This window comes from Nocardia crassostreae (genome assembly GCF_001613405.1).
In the GTDB taxonomy this organism is placed as follows: domain Bacteria; phylum Actinomycetota; class Actinomycetes; order Mycobacteriales; family Mycobacteriaceae; genus Nocardia; species Nocardia crassostreae.
Genome location: NZ_BDCH01000023.1, coordinates 107,250 through 124,882, shown reverse-complemented (window position 1 = coordinate 124,882; position 17,633 = coordinate 107,250). Strand labels below are relative to the sequence as shown.

The 17,633-nt window shown below is 66.7% G+C and carries 22 protein-coding genes and 1 pseudogene; 15 read left to right on the top strand and 8 right to left on the bottom strand.

The genetic code is table 11. The annotated features are described in order from the left end of the window. The first annotated feature begins 62 nt into the window (after positions 1-62). Together NC4_RS24110 and NC4_RS24105 are read left to right on the top strand one after the other, a co-directional pair. Positions 63-1,466 carry an amino acid permease gene (locus NC4_RS24110; RefSeq protein WP_067542292.1) on the top strand — a complete coding sequence of 468 codons (1,404 nt, stop codon included), beginning with the start codon at positions 63-65 and terminating at the stop codon, positions 1,464-1,466. 53 nt (positions 1,467-1,519) lie between these two features. Next, complete coding sequence (locus tag NC4_RS24105) at positions 1,520-2,896, top strand: hydroxysqualene dehydroxylase (protein ID WP_067542289.1); 1,377 nt, start codon at positions 1,520-1,522, stop codon at positions 2,894-2,896. 59 nt (positions 2,897-2,955) lie between these two features. Here the strand turns inward: NC4_RS24105 and NC4_RS24100 are convergent, their stop codons facing one another. Beyond that, positions 2,956-3,510, bottom strand: a complete 555-nt coding sequence (locus NC4_RS24100) for a TetR/AcrR family transcriptional regulator (protein WP_067542286.1) — start codon at positions 3,508-3,510, stop codon at positions 2,956-2,958. A 161-nt stretch (positions 3,511-3,671) separates the two neighbouring features. Here NC4_RS24100 and NC4_RS24095 point away from each other — a divergent pair, with 161 nt between their 5' ends. Together NC4_RS24095 and NC4_RS24090 are read left to right on the top strand one after the other, a co-directional pair. Continuing rightward, positions 3,672-4,751, top strand: coding sequence for an oxygenase MpaB family protein (locus tag NC4_RS24095; protein ID WP_169814862.1), 1,080 nt, complete (start codon positions 3,672-3,674; stop codon positions 4,749-4,751). Further along, the gene (locus NC4_RS24090) at positions 4,714-6,063 is read left to right on the top strand and encodes an oxygenase MpaB family protein (RefSeq protein WP_067542283.1); all 1,350 of its coding nucleotides are present in this window, start codon (positions 4,714-4,716) and stop codon (positions 6,061-6,063) included. Before NC4_RS24095 ends, NC4_RS24090 begins: the two co-directional genes overlap by 38 nt. A 48-nt stretch (positions 6,064-6,111) precedes the next feature. Here the strand turns inward: NC4_RS24090 and NC4_RS44100 are convergent, their stop codons facing one another. The 3 genes from NC4_RS44100 to NC4_RS24075 form a co-directional block, all read right to left on the bottom strand. Further along, positions 6,112-6,456 carry a hypothetical protein gene (locus NC4_RS44100; RefSeq protein ID WP_067542280.1) on the bottom strand — a complete coding sequence of 115 codons (345 nt, stop codon included), beginning with the start codon at positions 6,454-6,456 and terminating at the stop codon, positions 6,112-6,114. Between the two features lie 132 nt (positions 6,457-6,588). Further along, positions 6,589-7,230 (bottom strand): LysE family translocator, encoded by a 642-nt coding sequence (locus NC4_RS24080; protein ID WP_067542277.1) that lies wholly within the window; start codon positions 7,228-7,230, stop codon positions 6,589-6,591. A 42-nt stretch (positions 7,231-7,272) separates the two neighbouring features. After that, positions 7,273-8,031 (bottom strand): SDR family oxidoreductase, encoded by a 759-nt coding sequence (locus NC4_RS24075; protein ID WP_067542274.1) that lies wholly within the window; start codon positions 8,029-8,031, stop codon positions 7,273-7,275. Positions 8,032-8,087: 56 nt separating this feature from the next. On the opposite strand from NC4_RS24075, the gene NC4_RS24070 reads away from it, so the two are divergent. The 3 genes from NC4_RS24070 (at position 8,088) to NC4_RS24060 (ending at position 9,991) form a co-directional block, all read left to right on the top strand. Continuing rightward, complete coding sequence (locus NC4_RS24070; RefSeq protein WP_067542271.1) at positions 8,088-8,411, top strand: winged helix-turn-helix transcriptional regulator; 324 nt, start codon at positions 8,088-8,090, stop codon at positions 8,409-8,411. An 8-nt stretch (positions 8,412-8,419) separates the two neighbouring features. Then, complete coding sequence (locus tag NC4_RS24065) at positions 8,420-9,130, top strand: polysaccharide deacetylase family protein (RefSeq protein WP_067542268.1); 711 nt, start codon at positions 8,420-8,422, stop codon at positions 9,128-9,130. 81 nt (positions 9,131-9,211) lie between these two features. Further along, positions 9,212-9,991, top strand: coding sequence for a GntR family transcriptional regulator (locus NC4_RS24060; protein WP_067542265.1), 780 nt, complete (start codon positions 9,212-9,214; stop codon positions 9,989-9,991). A gap of 86 nt (positions 9,992-10,077) precedes the next feature. Here NC4_RS24060 and NC4_RS24055 read toward each other — a convergent pair whose 3' ends face one another. The 3 genes from NC4_RS24055 to NC4_RS24050 all read right to left on the bottom strand — a co-directional run bounded on the left by NC4_RS24055 (position 10,078) and on the right by NC4_RS24050 (position 11,583). Beyond that, positions 10,078-10,374: a hypothetical protein gene (locus NC4_RS24055; RefSeq protein ID WP_067542262.1), complete on the bottom strand. Its 297-nt coding sequence runs from the start codon at positions 10,372-10,374 to the stop codon at positions 10,078-10,080. Between the two features lie 106 nt (positions 10,375-10,480). Next, complete coding sequence (locus NC4_RS44095; protein WP_281186383.1) at positions 10,481-10,606, bottom strand: hypothetical protein; 126 nt, start codon at positions 10,604-10,606, stop codon at positions 10,481-10,483. 179 nt (positions 10,607-10,785) lie between these two features. After that, positions 10,786-11,583 (bottom strand): SAM-dependent methyltransferase, encoded by a 798-nt coding sequence (locus tag NC4_RS24050; protein WP_067542259.1) that lies wholly within the window; start codon positions 11,581-11,583, stop codon positions 10,786-10,788. A 346-nt stretch (positions 11,584-11,929) separates the two neighbouring features. Here NC4_RS24050 and NC4_RS24045 point away from each other — a divergent pair, with 346 nt between their 5' ends. After that, positions 11,930-12,160, top strand: a complete 231-nt coding sequence (locus tag NC4_RS24045; protein WP_067542256.1) for a DUF397 domain-containing protein — start codon at positions 11,930-11,932, stop codon at positions 12,158-12,160. 88 nt (positions 12,161-12,248) lie between these two features. Then, positions 12,249-13,133 carry a Sco1979 family transcriptional regulator gene (locus NC4_RS24040; RefSeq protein WP_067542252.1) on the top strand — a complete coding sequence of 295 codons (885 nt, stop codon included), beginning with the start codon at positions 12,249-12,251 and terminating at the stop codon, positions 13,131-13,133. Between the two features lie 95 nt (positions 13,134-13,228). Here the strand turns inward: NC4_RS24040 and NC4_RS24035 are convergent, their stop codons facing one another. Beyond that, on the bottom strand, positions 13,229-14,377 hold the full coding sequence (locus NC4_RS24035) for an NAD(P)/FAD-dependent oxidoreductase (protein ID WP_169814861.1): 1,149 nt from the start codon (positions 14,375-14,377) through the stop codon (positions 13,229-13,231). A 51-nt stretch (positions 14,378-14,428) separates the two neighbouring features. Between NC4_RS24035 and NC4_RS24030 the strand changes: the two genes are divergently transcribed. From NC4_RS24030 to NC4_RS24010, 6 genes and pseudogenes are all read left to right on the top strand, one after another. Next, complete coding sequence (locus tag NC4_RS24030) at positions 14,429-14,950, top strand: DUF6328 family protein (RefSeq protein ID WP_067542246.1); 522 nt, start codon at positions 14,429-14,431, stop codon at positions 14,948-14,950. An 86-nt stretch (positions 14,951-15,036) separates the two neighbouring features. Further along, positions 15,037-15,291 (top strand): microaggregate-binding protein 1, encoded by a 255-nt coding sequence (gene mbp1 / locus NC4_RS24025; protein WP_157555155.1) that lies wholly within the window; start codon positions 15,037-15,039, stop codon positions 15,289-15,291. Positions 15,292-15,361: 70 nt separating this feature from the next. Beyond that, positions 15,362-15,934: a hemerythrin domain-containing protein gene (locus NC4_RS24020; RefSeq protein WP_067542240.1), complete on the top strand. Its 573-nt coding sequence runs from the start codon at positions 15,362-15,364 to the stop codon at positions 15,932-15,934. A gap of 2 nt (positions 15,935-15,936) precedes the next feature. Next, a pseudogene (locus NC4_RS45175) lies at positions 15,937-16,107 on the top strand (phosphoketolase family protein); the annotation flags it as partial. A gap of 139 nt (positions 16,108-16,246) precedes the next feature. Further along, positions 16,247-16,942 (top strand): thioesterase family protein, encoded by a 696-nt coding sequence (locus NC4_RS24015; protein ID WP_067542236.1) that lies wholly within the window; start codon positions 16,247-16,249, stop codon positions 16,940-16,942. 365 nt (positions 16,943-17,307) lie between these two features. Then, on the top strand, positions 17,308-17,598 hold the full coding sequence (locus NC4_RS24010) for an STAS domain-containing protein (protein ID WP_245721882.1): 291 nt from the start codon (positions 17,308-17,310) through the stop codon (positions 17,596-17,598). Positions 17,599-17,633: the final 35 nt, after the last annotated feature.

The following is a 17,633-nucleotide window of genomic DNA, read 5'->3' as shown; positions in this document are numbered from 1 at the left end:
GGGATCTCGTGCGCACAATGACGAGGCGTCGGCGGCCGCACGCACGTGGGAAGGGAACACCATTGACAGCCTCTGAAAAGCAGGCCGCCACCGAGCCATCGGACGAGGGGTATTCGCGCGGACTCTCCCCGCGCACCATCCAGATGATCGCCATCGGCGGCGCCATCGGCACCGGCCTGTTCTACGGCGCGGGCGGCGCCATCGAACAGGCGGGTCCGGCGCTCATCCTGGCCTATCTGGCGGCCGGTCTGGCCATCTTCGTGATCATGCGGGCGCTGGGCGAACTGCTCACCTATCGCCCCGTCACCGGCAGCTTCGCCGAATACGCGAACGAGTTCCTGGGCCGCTTCGCAGGCTTCGCCACCGGCTGGACCTATTGGGCGGTCTGGGTCGCGACCTGCATGGCCGAGATCACCGTGGCCGGTAAGTACGTGCAGTACTGGTTCGACATCCCGCAGTGGGTGACCGCGCTGGTGGTGCTGGGCATCATGTTCGTGGCGAACCTGGTGTCGGTGAAGCTGTTCGGCGAGGGCGAATTCTGGTTCTCCGCCATCAAGGTCACCGCCATTGTCTTCATGATCGTCATCGGTATCGGCGTGCTCGTCTTCGGTTTCGGCCATGCCGCCGATCCGACGGTCACCAATCTGTGGAACGACGGCGGCGTCTTCCCCAACGGCTTCGGCCAGGCGCTGCTGGTGCTGCAGATCGTGCTGTTCGCCTATGTCGGCGTGGAACTGGTCGGCGTGACCGCGGGCGAGGCGCGCGATCCGAAGAAGACGCTGCGCAAGGCCATCAACACCCTGCCCTTCCGCATCGGCCTGTTCTATGTGGGCGCGCTCATCGTCATCATGTCGGTGTCGAGCTGGCGCAACTTCCACGCGGGCAAGAGCCCGTTCGTGGAGGTGTTCCAGCAGATCGGCATTCCGGGCGCGGCGGGCATCATCAACTTCGTGCTGCTGACCGCGGCGCTGTCCTCGTGCAACTCCGGCATCTACTCCACCGGGCGCATGCTGCGCAGCCTGGCGCAGCGCGAGGAGGCCCCCGAGGCGCTCGGCGCGCTGAGCAAGCGATCGGTCCCGGCCGCGGGCATCGCGCTCTCGGCGGCCATCATGGTGATCGGCGTGGCGGTGAACTACTTCTCGCCGGACAAGGCCTTCGCCTACATCACCTCGGTGTCCACCATCGGCATCATCTTCGTGTGGGGCATCATCCTGGTCTGCCACTGGATCTACCGTGCGCGTGTGCGGCAGGGTCTGCTCCCGGCCAGCGACTACCGGCTGCCGGGCGCGCCCGTGACCACTGTGCTGGCATTGGCCTTCCTGGTACTGGTCGTGGTGCTGCTCTTCTTCACCGAGGCCGGGCGCTCGGCCGTCGTCGTCGGCGTGGTCTGGGGCGCACTGGTGTGCGCGGGCTATCCGCTGCTGGCCCGCAAACATCGCTCAGCAGAGAGCATTTCGCGGACGTAGTCCGAACCCGGGGACTACCTTGCCTTGTGTAGGTTCGGTTCTCGGGAGCGCTCATGCACGATCCGCGTCGATATGTCGTGATCGGAGGCGGGCTGGCCGGGCTCGCCTCCGCCGTCTGGCTGGCCGAAGCAGGCAAACAGGTGACCCTGCTGGAACGGCGCGGTCGCCTGGGCGGCCGCACGCACGCGCTGGAGGTGCCGACGCTGCACGACGTGCCCGACAACGGCCAGCACGTCATTGCCAGCGGCTACGACCACCTGTTCCGCTATCTGGAGAGCGTCGGCACCCGCAAGTACGTGAGATTCCCGAACGAGGGCGTGCTGCGCTGGCCCGACGGCCGCCACACCACTATGGGCACCAAGGGTTCACAGGCCCTGCGCACCCTGTTCGGGGCGCATCCGGACGCGAGTCCCGCCGACCGGATCCACGCGGCCGTGGCGACGGTGTGCATGGGCTGGGAATGCCTCAATCAGCCCGCCGATCTGGCAGATATCAGCACCGAGCAATGGTTTCAGCGCGTCGGCATGCCCGCCACCGCGCGCGAGGCGCTGTGGGATTGGCTGGCGCTGGGTATTGCCGCCGAACCGGTGCACCAGGAATCGGCGAAGGTCTTCGCGGATGTGATGGCGACCGGAATTCGCTTGGGCGTCAAGCATCGCCGCCCCGCCACCATCGGCTATCCCTCCGTCGATCTCGACACCCTGTTCGTCACCGGGGCGCAGGAGGTGTTCCGGCGCTACGGGGTCCGTGTCGAACACCGCGCGGTGGCGCGCCGCATTCTCATCGAGGACGGGGCGGTGACCGGGGTGTTCATGGCCGACGGCGATGTGGTGCCCGCCGACGCCGTGGTGTGCGCGGTGCCCAACTCGAATATCGGGGGTCTGCTGGACCAGCTGCCCGAACACGATGAGATCTATTCCGCCGCCGACAAACTCGGCTACACGCCGATCGTGAGCACCAACCTCTACCTGGACCGTCCGCTGGGGACGAAGAGCGAGTTCGAGGCGCTCATCGGCGGGCAGGGCGTCATCGACGAGGTCTTCGACCGGCAGCGCATGCACGGCCGCTCCACCGCGCACGGCTGGCTCTACTGCCTGACCACCAGCGGCGCGTACGAGCAGATCCACAAACCGCACGACGCGGTGGTGGCCGAGCAGATGGCGCTGCTGTGCCGGTACTATCCGGCCGCCGTGGACGCGAAAGTCCTGCACGCCCAGGTCGTTCCGATGCCGCGCGCCACGTTCTCCCAGGTCGTCGGCACGGCCGGGCTGCGGCCGGGACAGCGCACCTCGGTGCCGACCCTGGTGCTCGCGGGTGACTGGACCAGCACCGATTGGTCGGCGACCATGGAAAGCGCGGCCCAGAGCGCGGCCCGCGCGGTGGAACTGCTACTGAAACTCCCAGCGGCCCCGATTCCGTCCACGGCCTGACCAGTCGGCCGACTTGCTCGCGTTCCACTCGCGCCGGGCCTCTGCGGACGTCGTCGGGCTCAGCGGAAGTAGTTGAGCACCAGTCGGGTGATATCGGCCAGGAACCGCTCCCGGGCAATGGGCGGATCGTCGAGCAGATAGCGGATGGTGAGATGTTCGACCGCCCGCACCAGCATCCAGGCCGCGGCATCGGAATCCACCTCCGCCGGGACCGCGCGGGCCCGCATGGTCAGCGCCGCCCGCGCCAGCTCGCCGATCTGCTGCTCGAAGGCGAAAACCGTGGCGCCGGTGGACAATCGTGGGGTCTGCTCGACCACCGCGCGCAACAGCTCCCGATGATTGCCCAGCGCGTCGAGCAGCTCGGCAATGGTCTCCGGCACGGCGACTTCCGGCCTTCTCGCCAGGTTGGCCAGCACCCGCGCGCGGACGCGGTCGGCGACCTCCGTGGTGTACCGCTCGATGACCGCCGCCACCACGGCGTCCTTGTTCGGGAAGTACTGATACAGCGAGCCGGGACTGATGCCCGCCACCGCGGCAATGCGATTGGTCGACGCGCCGTCGTAGCCGTGCGCGATGAGCACCTGCTGCCCGGCGTCGACAATGCGCGCCACCATGAGGCGCGAACGCTCCTGCTGCGGGGCGCGGCGCGGTTCGGCGGGTGTTTTCCGAGGTGGGCCAGGTATTTTGGATGCTTGTCGTTTCGGTGGCATGTCGTTTCCGCCGCGATCTCGAATGCGAATTGAACGCGAGTAATTATTCGTGTCAGCCTGGGGTCATGGTGTCAGAAAGCGCAATGGAGCGCTCGGAAAACCGGACACGTGTGCCGCGTCCGGACCCGGTGCCGCTGGGCCCGGACTCCTTGACCTGGAAGATCTTCGGATCGCTCTACTTCGTCCCGAGCGGGCTGTTCATGGGCATGGTGCAGAACATGCATCCGGGTCTGGGCGCGGGCGTGGAATTCCACTCCGAGATCAAGGGCGAGTTCTATCAACGGGTCATCCGCTCCGGATATCCGATCGTCGGGGTGGTGTTCGACGGGCCGCGCGCCCGGGAGACCGCCCGCGAGATCGTCGGCTACCACCGCACCATCAAGGGCGTCGACGCCCGGGGCCGCCGCTATCACGCGCTGGATCCGGGGACGTTCTACTGGGCGCATGCGGTGTTCTTCATGGAGACGCTGCGGTCGGCCGAGTTGTTCATGGGCGGGCTCAGCGCCGCGCAGCACGAACAACTCTGGCGTGAGCACTACCAGTGGTACGAGATGTACGGCATGCCCATGCGGGTGGTGCCGGAAAGCTGGCCGGAGTTCCGGCGCTACTGGCGCGATATCTGCCGCGACACCCTCGAACCCACCAAGGCGGCCTGGGATATCTTCCATCTCGCCGACGAGGCCCCGGTACCGCCGTTCCCGGTCTTGCGCCACCTGCCGGAACCCTTGTGGGAGAGGCTGATTCGACCGTCCGGCGCTCGGTTCTACAAGTTCGTCACCATCGGACTGTGCGATCCGGCCATTCGCCGCACCTTGGGATTCACCTGGACCGAGCGCGATCAATGGATGTTCGACCGGTTGTGCCGGGCCTTGTCGGCCATGAACCGGGTCACCCCCCGACGGGGTGAAGTACGCCTTCCCGCGCATACGCGCCGCCCGCCGCCGCGTGGCCGGGAAGCGTCCCGGCTGGATGCCGCCGCCGGAAGCCCCCGAACTGCTGTGGCCCGCACCCGAATACCGCGACGATCCCAAGCGCTACTGTCCCGTGCACGCCGATTCCGGCCGGGACGCCGTCACCCGATTCCGCCAGCTCACAGGGTCGTGAAATATGCAGCTGCGCACCGAAATCCGGTCCACCGAGGGTGAACACCGCTACGACTACTACTACCGGCCCGGGATGCCGTTGCGCCCGCCGCCACCGCGCGCCGTGCCCTCCGATCTCTGGCTCGAACCTCGAAAAGCCTTGCTGGGGCCGTGGATCGATGTCCGCCGCGAACCCGTCGAGACGCCGCGTACACGGCTCATGGCCGACCACCTGTGGCAGGGCGACGAACCCATGGACGACCTCGTGGCCGCGTTCCGGCGGCTCGGTTCGGCGGGTGGACGCCGCATGCTGAACCAGGCGTTGCGGCACGGGATCGACAGCGTGGACGACCCGCTGCCGGAGCTGGTGAATCTCTGTGCACGACTGGACACTCCGCCGTCGTGGTACGATCCGGACGTGTGGGAGTACGGCCGCCGACTCTGGATCAATATCTCCCTGGCCGGGAAGATGGCCATGGGCGTACAGGACTTCATGGGCACCTTCGTCGGCGCGGAGGTCGCCTCCGCGGTGGGCGCGACGGGTCGATTCGTGAACGACCCGTACCGGCGCAATCTCGAATCCTCGGTGTGGTTCCGCAGTGTCACCGCACCCCGGGCCCTGGATCGCCGATCGCCGATCTTCCACGACACCGTGCGGGTGCGGCTCATGCACGCCCAGGTGCGCGCCATGCTGCGCCGCAAGTTCGGCGACGAGCACTTCGCCGGGCACGGCAACCCCATCTCCAATGCCACCACGATGGGCGCGGCCGTCACCTTCGGGCTGTCGCCCATCTGCTTCGACCACGTGCACGGCCGCCGTTGCACCACAAGGCAACTCGACGCCGTCATGCACTACTGGGCGTATATCGACCATGTTTTCGGCGTCGCCGACGAACTCATTCCCCGCTCGGCCGCCGAGGGCATGGAAATGGCGGACTACATGGTCGCCACCGCGGGCGTCGCACCGCCGTGGACCGCGACCATGGCCGGTGCCGTCACCCGCCGGTTCACCGATGCCACCCTGACGGGACGCCTCCAAATCGCCGCCACCGCAGCACTACTCGGCGCACTGTCGTACTACAGCGGTGAGCCCCTGGTGCGCGCACTGCTCGCCGACACCCCGCTGCGTTCGGTCCCGACCCGGCCCTGGCGCACCCTGACCGGTCTGGCCGCGAATACGGAGGTCCGCCTGCGCGCCCTAGACGACCGCCTGCCCGGCGCGCGTCACCGCATGATCCGCCGCGCCCGCCACATCGACCCCATGTGGGACCGCAATACCAAGATCGCCCGCTACCTCGCCGCCCGCGTCGGCATTCGCGGCACCCCCTTCGACCAGCACGACAAGACCGCCGACAGCGTCCGCTGCCCGGTCTGACCCGGCCGCGATCCCGCCGGGCACGGGCGAGATCCCGCGAGTCGCCGCTCAGCCGCCCGCGACCGACAGATACAACACCATCAGCACCAGCAGAAACCACCCCGCGCCCTGCCAGATGGGCCAAGCGCGCCCGGCCCGCCACGCCCGCACGGTGAGCACAAAGGCCCCGAGCCCGCCCGTCAGCAGAATGCCGCCCGGAATCAACCCCACCACCAGCCGCGACGGCGTATCGCACAGCATGGACTCCGCATCGAGACACGCATCCCGCGCCGACGCCCACACCACCGCCAGCCCGGCGGCCACCGCCGTCACCACCAGCACGCCGACCACGTATTTCACCGCCTGCCGAAACAACTCCGGATCGCGCCACCGCTTCTCGACGTCATCGACCATTGGGCCACACCTCCTCGCCGCGGAGTTTCCCACCTGGACGGTCTTGAATCGGCCGCTTTGCCCAGGGCTCGCCGTGATCGCCCGGACACCGGGCGGGTCGGGTGAGCGCGCACGGGCGGCGGGTGGGCCGGATTATCGCGCTTCGGCGGCCAGTCCGAAGCCGAGCGCCACCAGGACGGCGGCCAGGGCGCGTTCGACGCGCTGGCGAATGCCGGTGCGCCGCAGCCATTGTCCGGCGCGGTCGGCTACCAGCACGATGCCCACGCACCAGGCGGTGTCGATCACCAGCTGGATGGTGATCAGGATGACCAGGGTGGTGAAAACCGGGCCCTCGCTCGGGAGGAATTGCGGCAGGATGGTCAGGCCGAAGACCGCCGCCTTGGGGTTGGCCGCGATCGAGATCAGCGAGACTCGGAAGGCCGCGCCGGGGGTGCGGCCGCGGGGGACGACCGAATCCATGGCCGTGCCGAACGCGTCGTCTTTCCGACTGCCGCGCCAGGCTTGGATGCCCAGCCAGATCAGGACCAGCGCGCGGAGGATGTGCACCGCCTTGTTGAGAACTTGATTGGCGACCAGTAGTGCGGACAATCCGGCGCCACCGGCCAGGGTCCAGCCGAAGATGCCGATCTCATTGCCCGCCACCGCCGCCAGTCCGGCCGCGCGGCCGTCGCGCACCGAGCGCTGGAGGAAGAGGGCGGTCGCGGGGCCGGGGATGGCGGCCAGGACCAGGCAGGCGAGGACGAAGGCGGGGAGGACTTGGACCCAGTGCGGCATTTCTCGATGCTGTCACGGCGTCGGTGGGGGTGACCAGTGGAATTAGATCTTCGCACCCGCGAGGTAGTCCTGGCCGCCGACATAGACGGTGCGCCCGTGGTCGCCGGGCATCGTGGTGGTGTCGGCCACGGCGGTGGCGAATTCCTTGACCGTCGGGAGGTCGCCGTGGTCGCGGCGGGCGGTCACCGCCTCCGGATCGCGGCGCTCGAGCAGCCGGACGATAATGGTGCCGTCGATCATGTCGCCCGCGACCATCACGAAATCGATTCCGCGCTCTGCGAATTCGGGAATCATGGCCCGCAGGGCGTCCTCACCGGCCCGCTTGCTCGCGGCGATGAGCTCGTAGCCAGCGGGCGCCTCCCGGGTGGGGGAGAAGTGGGCCTGGTGGCTGGTGACGAAGACGATGCGGCCGCCCGCCGGAAGGTGGGGCAGCGCCAGTCGCGCCAGGCCGGTCTGGGCGTCGCGATTGAGCCGCATGGCGTAATCCGGCGCGGCCTCGCGCTCCAAACCGCCGGAGGCATTGAGCACCAGCACATCCAGGCGGCCGAACTCCGTCACCACGGTATCGATCAATGCCGCGGCGCTCGCCGGATCGGAGATGTCGGCACCGGCCGTCGAGGCGCTGCCGCCCGCCGTAATGATCTCCGCCGCAAGGGTTTCCGCCCGCTTGCGCTTCTCCCGGTAGTTGACGACCACATGGTCGCCCCGCGCCGCCAGCACCCGCGCGGTATCGGCCCCGATACCGCGAGAAGCGCCGGTGACCAACACGATTCGTTTCCGGCCCGATTCCTCCACCGCCATGACAGACCTCCAGCCGCTCGAGTGCTTCTGATTTAGAACCACTATGTTGGTTCGAAATGAGAAGTGCAAGCCAGCCACAGCTCACCGCCATGGACCTGCTCGGTCAGCGGTGGATGCTGCGCGTGATCTGGGAGCTCGAGCCGGGCCCGCTGGGATTCCTGGAACTGCGCCGCCGCATGGGCAACTGCTCGTCGAGCATGCTGTCGGTGCGATTGCAGCGCCTCCAGGAGGCGGGCGTGGTAGCCAAGAAGACCGACAAGTCCTATGAGCTGACCATGGCCGGAAAGCAACTCGGCCGGGCGCTCGAACCGCTGTGGCAATGGTCGGAGCGCTGGGCGCCGGAACTGGACCGGGCCGGAGCAGCGGGAGACGATACCTAGGGATCGGTATGAAACGCAAGTTGCTCATCTGGGGTGCGCTCGCCGTCACGGTGCTGGTGCTGGTGCTGATCTGCGTCGGGCTCTATGCGCTCATGAATTCGCGCACCTACCAGGTGGCCGGGCGCATCGTGCCGCGCGTGGACACGGAGGAGAAGGTCGTCGCACTGACCTTCGACGACGGCCCGACCGCGCACACGCCGCAGATCCTGCGGGCGCTGGCCGAGGCCGGAGTGCCCGCGACCTTCTATCTGATCGGCTCGGAACTGGCGGCCGCGCCCGCACAGGGCGCGGCCATCGCACGCGCGGGCCACGAGATAGGCAATCACAGCTACAGCCATGAGCGCATGGTCTTCGTCGGTCCGGGGACCGTGCGCGATGAGATCGAGCGCACCGATGCCGAAATCGCGAAGACCGGATATACCGGACCCATTACCTTCCGCCCGCCGTTCGGCAAGAAATTGGTCGCCTTGCCGCGGTACCTGTCCCGGCACGATCGCACCACGGTCATGTGGGATGTGGAGCCCGACTCCGGGAAACAGGCGAGCTCCGAGGCCATCGTCGCCGAGGCGGTGGCGCAGGTGCGCCCCGGCTCGATCATCCTGCTGCACGCCATGTACGAGTCCGGTGCGGCGTCATTGGGCGCGATTCCCGGCATCATCACCGAGTTGCGAGCGCGCGGAGATCGATTCGTCACGGTGTCGCAGTTGTTAACGCGGTAGAAGAAGCTCACAAGACTTGTGCGGTTGACCGAATCTGCACATACACTGTCTGGGACGTAGACGAAAGTGGAGAGGTGCACGATGGGAGACCGGACGGTCGTCGCCGACGTTGCCGATGAATTGGCGCGCCGCGTGGCATCCGGGCAATACGCGCCCGGTGGTCTGATGCCGTCCGTCCGACAGGTCGCCGACGAGTTCGACCTGAATCGTGCGACGGCGCAATTGATTCTGGGCCGCTTGGAGTCCTACGGCTTCGTGGACGCCCATCGCGGTAAGGGATTCGTCATCCGGGATGTGCGGGCCGAGGGCGGGGTGGACGTGTACCGCCGCTTGTTCCGGCTGTCAATGCCGACGCCCGAGATCGCCGCGGACATGTTCGCCAATATCGTCGACGAGGAACGCGGTATCGCGCTGGAGGCCTTGCTCGCCTACACCGGCGGCGAACGCGGCATCGATCCGGCCGAACTCAAGTCCGCCGTCGACGAATTGGAAACCCTTGCGCGCAGCGCGGATCCGGACCCGAGCCGGATACTGCGCATCGAACTCGAACTACTACGCAAACTGCTGACCGATCTCAAGCATTCGGTGCAGCGCGCGGTGCTCAACTCCATCGGTGAGATGGTCCTGGAGGTGCCCGAGGCGGTCGCGGCCTACTTCGCGGTCTCACCGGATCTGCACGTGCTGGTGTGGCGGGCGCTGGTGGCGGTCTGGGAGTCCGAGGGCGGGCCCAGTCAGGCGCAGCTGGCGCTGTTCGAGGATCTGTTCGGCATGTACCACCAGAAGGTGGTGGCGCGATTCGACGAACTGGTCGGTATTGACGCACTGGCCGACGAGGAGACGCCGCACGCCGCCACGGCGTGAGTCGCCGCGGCGTGCGCCGATACGGGAGTGCCCGAGGCGCTACGGGGGTTGACGTCTCAGACAACAACCCGGCCCGGTAACGGCATTCAGGCGCCGATGACGGCATTCATGATGGTGCCCGCGCTCGTCGCGATGACCCCGCCGACGAGCGCCCCGGCCACTTGCTTGGGCGCCTGCAGCGCCGACCCGGACCACTTCTCCCACGCGAACCGGCCGCCCGCGTAGACGATGGCCAGGGTCCCCGATAACAGGACGAACCAGGTGAAATAGCGGACCAGCCGCATGAGCTTGTCCGCCGCGGGCGGGGTCTCCGGGGTGGGATTGAAAACCTGTGCCAGCAGATCCTGCTGGACGAGCAGATCGTTCGCAGCTAAAAGAAACATCTCGGCGCTCTTCCGCGGGGAGGGCAGTTCCCTATCCGGAGTACCCGCCACCAACCGTGTGGCGCAAGGGCATCCGATATCGCCGCGTGAGCGGAATCCGCGGAGATCAGTCGACGTCGTTGTCCGCCGACAGGTACGCCACGGCGGCTAGATACTGCCGACAGGCGAAATGCTGATCATGGGCGCGCAGAATGGCGCGGGCCTGGCGGTAGTTGAGGACGCGGGGATCCACGTCGCAATCACCTGAGATATCAGTACAGGGGGCGAGCATCTGTGTCATTGGATGCCTCTGGCCGATAGGGAGGGTGGGTGCACTGAGTTTAGAAGCGCGGATCGTGCAGATGCAAGTGCATCTGCACGTCCAATTCCCGTGTCGGGAGGCTATTCGTCCGTTTCGGTGTTGTTGTGGAGTCAGGGTTTCCGCGCCACGCCACCGTAGGCCGCGATATCGGGAATGGCGCCGGGCTTGGCCAGCTCGGCCCGCCAGTGCGCGATGGGCCCGAAGCCGGGGGCGATCAATTCCAAGCCCGCGAAGGCGGCTTCGAGTTCCTCCTTGGGGCGCGGCTCATAGGGCACGCCACCGGACTTGGTGTACTCCTGGCACAGCTTTACATAGGCGTCGCTGTCGGTGGTGCCATCCCAGAAAACCAGATAGCTGCCCGAGGGTACCGCGGCCATGACGGTCCCGATGATGCGCATGGCGTCGCGGTAGCTGCGGGCGTGGCCGAGGACCCCCATAAACATGACCGCCACGGGCTGCTGGAAATCCAGGACTTTCCGGGCATCCGCGACAATCTCCTCGGGATTGTGGAAGTCGCGCTGTATATAGGTGGTGACACCTTCGTCGCTGGCGCTGGTGAGCAGAGCGCGGGCGTGCGCGAGCACCAGCGGATCATTATCGACGTAAACCACTCTTGACTCCGGCGCCACCTCGTGGGCCACCTCGTGAGTGTTCTGCATGGAGGGTAGACCCGTTCCCACGTCGAGGAACTGGCGGATGTCGCATTCGCCCGCCAGCATTCGCACTGCCCGGATCAGGAACTTGCGCGATTCGACCGCCATCGTGCTGATATCGGGATCGATCGCCAGGCTGGCGTCGCCGATCGTGCGGTCGATCTCGTAATTGTCCTTCCCGCCCATCCAGTAGTTCCAGATCCGCGCGGAGTGTGGGACATCGGTACGGATCAGCGGATTGTTCGTTTCGGACATCGCAGCTCCTCGACGACTGTGTGCGCGGCATGTTCTGACTGATATGTCCAGTGACAGTATAAGATTCTCCGGTCGTTGGCCTGACGGATGACTGTTTCCCGCCCTAGTCGACGCTAATCGGACTTACTAGTCTGTTATGTCGGGATGTGTTCGCAACTTCGCACGCCGCTCCCGCATACCCGCTGCAAAACTATTGTGTTGCAAAGAGTAAGCGCAATTGCGGGGATCGATGCGGAGCTATCCGCGTGCTATCGTTCAGGTTGCGGTTGCAACTGTAAGTACATCTGGTCGAACATTTGCAAGTACTGGACCACCGTCTGCGGGCGGTACTGGCAAGGAGTCTGAAATGACGGATACATCGGCAACCCGGATCGATCGCTCGGAACTGTCTTGGCGCAAGAGCACTTTCAGCAATCCCAGTGGTAACTGCGTCGAAGTCGCGGAACTCTCGAACGGCCTCGTGGCCATGCGGAACTCCCTGGATCCGCAAGGGTCCGTACTGGTTTACACTCGCCCCGAGATCGATGCGTTCCTGCGCGGCGCGAAGAGCGGAGAGTTCGACGACCTCGCGCGCTGAGCGGTAGCATTGGCAATCGGCGCGGTGGTTCATCCTACATTGCGGTCGTGGCCCACTGTCGGCAAACCCGAGCATCGGAGTGGACCCCATGATCGCAGTACCCGTTCCCCACGGCCGGGTGGATCCCACCGTTATCGACCGTGGTCCGACCGCCCTGCGGATCGCCGTGGGCGGGCAACTACGGAAACTGAGGGAAGCAAACGGTATTACGAGGGAACAAGCGGGTGAACACATTCGCGGTTCCCATGCCAAGATCAGTCGCCTGGAACTCGGGCGTACCGGATTCAAGGAGCGCGATGTCCGGGATCTGTTGGACCTCTATAAGGTCACCGATCCCGGCGAGCGCGAACAATTCCTGGATCTCGTACGCAAGGCCAATCAGCCGGGCTGGTGGCATCGTTACAGCGATCTGCTCCCGCAATGGTTCGAGACCTATCTAGGACTCGAGCACGCGGCGAAGTCGATCAGAACCTTTGAAGGCCAGTTGGTTCTGGGCCTGCTCCAGACCACCGACTATGCGCGTTCGATCGTTGCCCTGGGTCATGATCAGGACAGCGAACGGCGTGTATCGCTGCGCCGACGGCGTCAGGAATTGCTGACACGTCCTGAGGCGCCGAGCTTCTGGGCGGTGCTGGACGAGGCGGTACTGCATCGGCAGGTGGGCGGGGCAAGCGTGCAGCGCGCGCAGATCGAGTATCTGATCGAGGTGTCGCAGCTGGCGAATGTCACCATTCAGGTGCTGCCCTATGCGGCGGGAGGCCATGCGGCCGCGGGAAGTTCGTTCACGATGCTGCGGTTCGCCGAGCCGGAACTGCCGGACATCGTGTATCTGGAACAGCTGACGAGTGCGCTGTATCTGGACCCCAGGCAGGATCTGGAACTCTACCGCCAGGTTATGGATCAGTTGAGTGTGCAGGCAGAACCGCCCGAACGGTCCCGGAAGATGCTCGCCGAGGTGGCCGCCGCACTCTGACGGCGGCCCCGGTGGCTCCGGCCGCTCGCTATTGCCGGATGAAGCTGGAGGCGATTCGCCAGAACGCCTCCGGCTGCATGGTGTGCAGATCCCAGTCATTGACTATGGCGTGTGCGGCGGCCCTCGCCCTCGGCGGGCGCACCGGGGCCGCGCACGGCATCACGCACCGCGAATCCCAGCCAGCCGGCGGTCATGTGCAGGACCACCGGGCCATTGGTGCGCGCGATGGCCGCCGGGGAGTCGAGATCACGGAGGTTCCAGGTGGCGAACACCGGCGCCCAGTCGGGCGGCTTGCCGGTGATCCGGCCGACGAGGACATGGGCCGCGGCCACCGCATTGGCCAGCCCCCACTTGGCATAGCCGGTGGCGACGAGAACACCGTCCTGCCAAGGCAACAGCGGTCCCGCATACGGCAGCTCGCCCAGCGGGTAGTAGTCCTGGGCGGACCATCGGAACAGCGGTCGCGCGCCCGGGAAGGTGCGCTGGGTCCAGGTCACCAGATCCTCGGCGTGCGGCCCGGCGTGATCGCGCCCGACCTGGTGACCGTAGCCGCCGCGGTCCAGTACGGGTGTGCCGGTCGCGAGAATCACGGTGCGCGCGTGGAGATCTCCCTGCGTGGTCGCCAGGACCCGATCCGCGCCGGACCGATGCATCCCGCGCACCCTGGCGCCCTCGAAGATGGGCACGCCCCGGGCGTCCAGATCGCGCGCCAGCGCCGCCACCAGCTCGATGGCATGCAGCTGCGCCTGATCGTCGAGCTGGACCGCGCCGACGTTCGGGAACGGCACATTCAGCTCGTCGACGAAGCGGGTGGGCAGCCCGGCCGTGCGGGTGGCGTCGAGTTCGGCCCGCAACCGTGGCAGCCCCGCCGCGCTCTGGGCGAAGGTCAGGGCCGGGGCGCGCTGCACGGCGACATCGTGTTCGGCGCAGTAGCGCAGCAGCCACTGCTGTCCGTCCAGATTGGCGCGCACGTACTGGTGCAGCTTCGTTTCGGAATGCCGGTGCAGAATGCGCGAGGCGCGGGTGCCCTGCAGCAGACTCACCTTGCCGGTGGTGTTGCCGGTGGTGGCCGCGCCCAGGCGGACGGCCTCGACCACCGCCACCTGCACGCCCTGTTCGGCCAGCAGCAGCGCCGTCACCAGGCCGGTGAGCCCGCCGCCGACCACGACCGTGTCGAAACGCGACGCGGGTGGTAGGGGCGGCCGGGCGGGCGGGTGGAAATCGTGCATCCAGAATGACGTCATAGTGTCCGGATTGCCTGGCATAGCCGGGTGAAACACGGGTAAGGCCAGCGCATGAACCCCAAGACAGGCGGGCTGCCCGGTGCGCCCGGCGGTTCACGGGCCCGGCACGAAAACGAAGAGGAACGCTTGGACCGCAATTGGGCCAGCCTGATTCAGGAGACCCGGGTGGTGCAGACCGGAGTGCAATTGCTGACCGGGTTCCTGTTGATCCTGCCGTTCCAGCCGCGTTTCGAGACGCTGTCCGAGGGACTGCGGGTGCTGTATCTGGTGACGGTCGCGGCCTGTATCGGGGCGACCGTGTTTCTGGTGGGGCCGGTCTCGGTGCATCGAGTGCTGTTCCGGCAGCATCGTCTCGGTGATGTGGTGCTCGCCGCGCACCGGTTCGCGATCGTGGGCCTGTTACTGCTCGGGATCGCGCTCATCTGCGTGGCGGTGATCATCTTCCAGGTCGTCGCCGGCGCCGCGGCGGGCGTGATCGCCGGGATCTGCTTCACGGTGCTCTTCGGCCTGGTCTGGGTCGCGCACCCGTTGCGGCAACGTACCGGATCGTTGTATTCCCAAGAGCTGCAATGAGATTCGAATCTCCCATGTTTTGTGGCCGCACTGCCGGGTACCGCCGGACTGTCAGGTAAGACACCGACACCATGGAGGTGAATCTCTTGTCCGAGCACGAGAAGAGCGGTTTCCGCGAGGGCTTCGAAGACACGGTGGAAGACGCCAAGGGTAAGGCGAAGGAAGCCGCGGGCACCGTCTTCGGCAATGACGATCTGCGCGATGAGGGCCGGGCGCAGCAGGATCGCGCCGCGAACCAGCGCGAGGCCGCCAAGCGTGAGGCCCAGGCCGAGAAGAAACGCGCCGAAGCCGCGGCCCAGGAACAGCGCCAGAAGGCGTACCAGCGCGGCCAGCGCGACTGACCGCCACTGAGCGATGAACTGCCCGGCGAGAGACTCTCGCCGGGCAACCAACCGATGGAGGAGGAATTCCATGTCCACAGAGCAGGACCAGGACGTCGTCGAACTATTGATGGCGCAGCACAATCGGATTCGCGCGCTGATCGAGCAGGTGAACATCGCGCCCGGTCAGGCCAAACGGCCGCCGTTCGAAGAACTCGTCCGATTGCTGGCCGTGCACGAGACCGCCGAGGAGGAAGTGGTGCACCCGGCCGCGCGGCAACTGTATGTCGCCGACCAGGTCATCGACGACGCGCGACTGCAGGAGGAAGAGGAGGCCAAGGCGGCGCTGGCCGAACTGCACGACCTCGGCGTGGAACACATCGACTTCGATCGCAAGTTCCGCCTCTTCGCCGAGAAGGTGATCGAGCACTCGGATATGGAGGAGAAGGAGGAGTTCGGCATGCTGCTGCAGCACACCTCGCAAGCCGAACGCACCAGCCTCGGCACCGTAGTGCGTATAGCGGAATCGGTCGCGCCCACCCGCCCGCATCCGGGGACCGGTGAATCCGCCCTCGGGAATGTGGCCGCCGGACCGCCGCTGGCCTTGTTCGACCGCGTGCGCGACGCCCTCCGCGATTGGCGTCGCCAGGGCGCGAGCGGCTGACGCTGCTGACCGAACCGCTGCGGCCGGAGCATGTGAAAGCGCGGTTGCCCGGGCACAGCGCCGCCGGGCTGAATGCGGCCGCCTGGCTGGAGGGCGGGGAGCTCGGCTATGCGCTCGCGCACGCCACCGGTGCGGCGCTGGACAATCCGGACCTGACCGTGGCGTGCCTGATTGCGTCGATCTACCGGTCATCAGTGATTGGAGCTGGGGGAAGGGGCAGCTGTAGCTCGGGTGTGGGAAATGCCACCGGCCGCGCACAAGACCCGATATTGATACCTGTTCTAACGGTGTGTTACGTCTGGGATCAGTGGATTGATCAACCTGGACGGAACGGAGCCGTGGGCCGTGGTGGACATGTTCAGTGCGGCGCGGTTCCGGCACACGGTGACGCCGACGGTGCGGGTGCGCGACGGGAATCGGATCCGGGTCGCCGATGTGACCGTGGTGCAGGGCGGGACGGTGGCCGCGCGGGCCTCGGCGGTGCTGCTGCGGCCCTCCGAGCAGCCGCCGGGCGAGCTGTGGCGGCGGGAGCGGGAACCGCAGCCGCCGTCGCTGGATATCGCACCGCCCTGGACCGAATTGCGGCCCCCGATCTTCGACAGCGACGGCAGTGCGCAGGGCTGGTCGCTGCGGCCGACCGATCATGACAACAGCAGCCGGAAACGCACCTGGCAGAACCCGATTCGCGTGGTGACGGGGGAGGAGCTGTCGCCGTTCGTGCGCGCCGCCCTCGTCGGCGAGGCGACCAGCATGATGACCAACTGGGGTGATGCGGGCATCGGGTTCATCAATACCGATATGACGCTCGCGCTGGCGCGGATGCCCGAGGGACCGGAGATCGGCGTGGAGGCCGACAGTCACCTCAGAGAGCGCGGTATCGCGGTGGGGGTGGCCACGCTCTTCGACCGGCGCGGATCCTTCGCCAGCGCCATGGTGACCTCGGTAGCCAATGCCGGGCGGCAGATCAGCAGCGCGCAATTGGACATTGCGGTCGCCGCGCGCTTCTGAGCCGTCGCGGGTCCCGCTCGAAGATCAAGCGCCACAGCGCTTTACGTGGGGTATATGACAGATCCGCTGGTGAGTGGAACAATGTGACCAGGTTGAGACTACAGCCGACCCCGGTTCGCGCACGGTGTCGCCGCGACGGTGGGTTGAGCGTGGTATCGCCGATTCTTACGGAGTATCGCTCACCCCATATCGGCGGGCCTCGGCGCGGAACTGGAAATCCCTCTTCGAGAGGTTTAGTCATGTCCGCTATTGCCGTTCTACAGCGGGGCGTCGGCGCCGCTGCTCTTCACCTGAATGGATCCGGTCCGAGTGATCGCGGCCGCCACCCACCGCCGGGCGGCGGCGGGGAATTCACGTGCTACATCGTGCGTGTCGAAGGTGAACTGGACGCCGCCGTACTACCGGAGTTCTCCGCAGCGCTGGAGCGGGCGGTGACAGCCAGTTCCCGGGCCTTGGTCGTCGACCTGCGGCTGACCCGATTCCTGAGCATCGGCAGCGCCGCGGCGCTCGCCGCCGCCCGGGAGCGGGCCGCGCGGGACGGCGTCGATCTGCGTGTGGTCGCGTGCCGCCGGGAAATCGAGCGTGTTCTCGAGGTGACGGGCCTGCGGTCGCTGTTCCGCTACTACCCGTCGGTTCAGGATGCGTTGGAGGCGTAATTGCCGACCGAGGTCGGGTGGGGCCGAGGCGATCT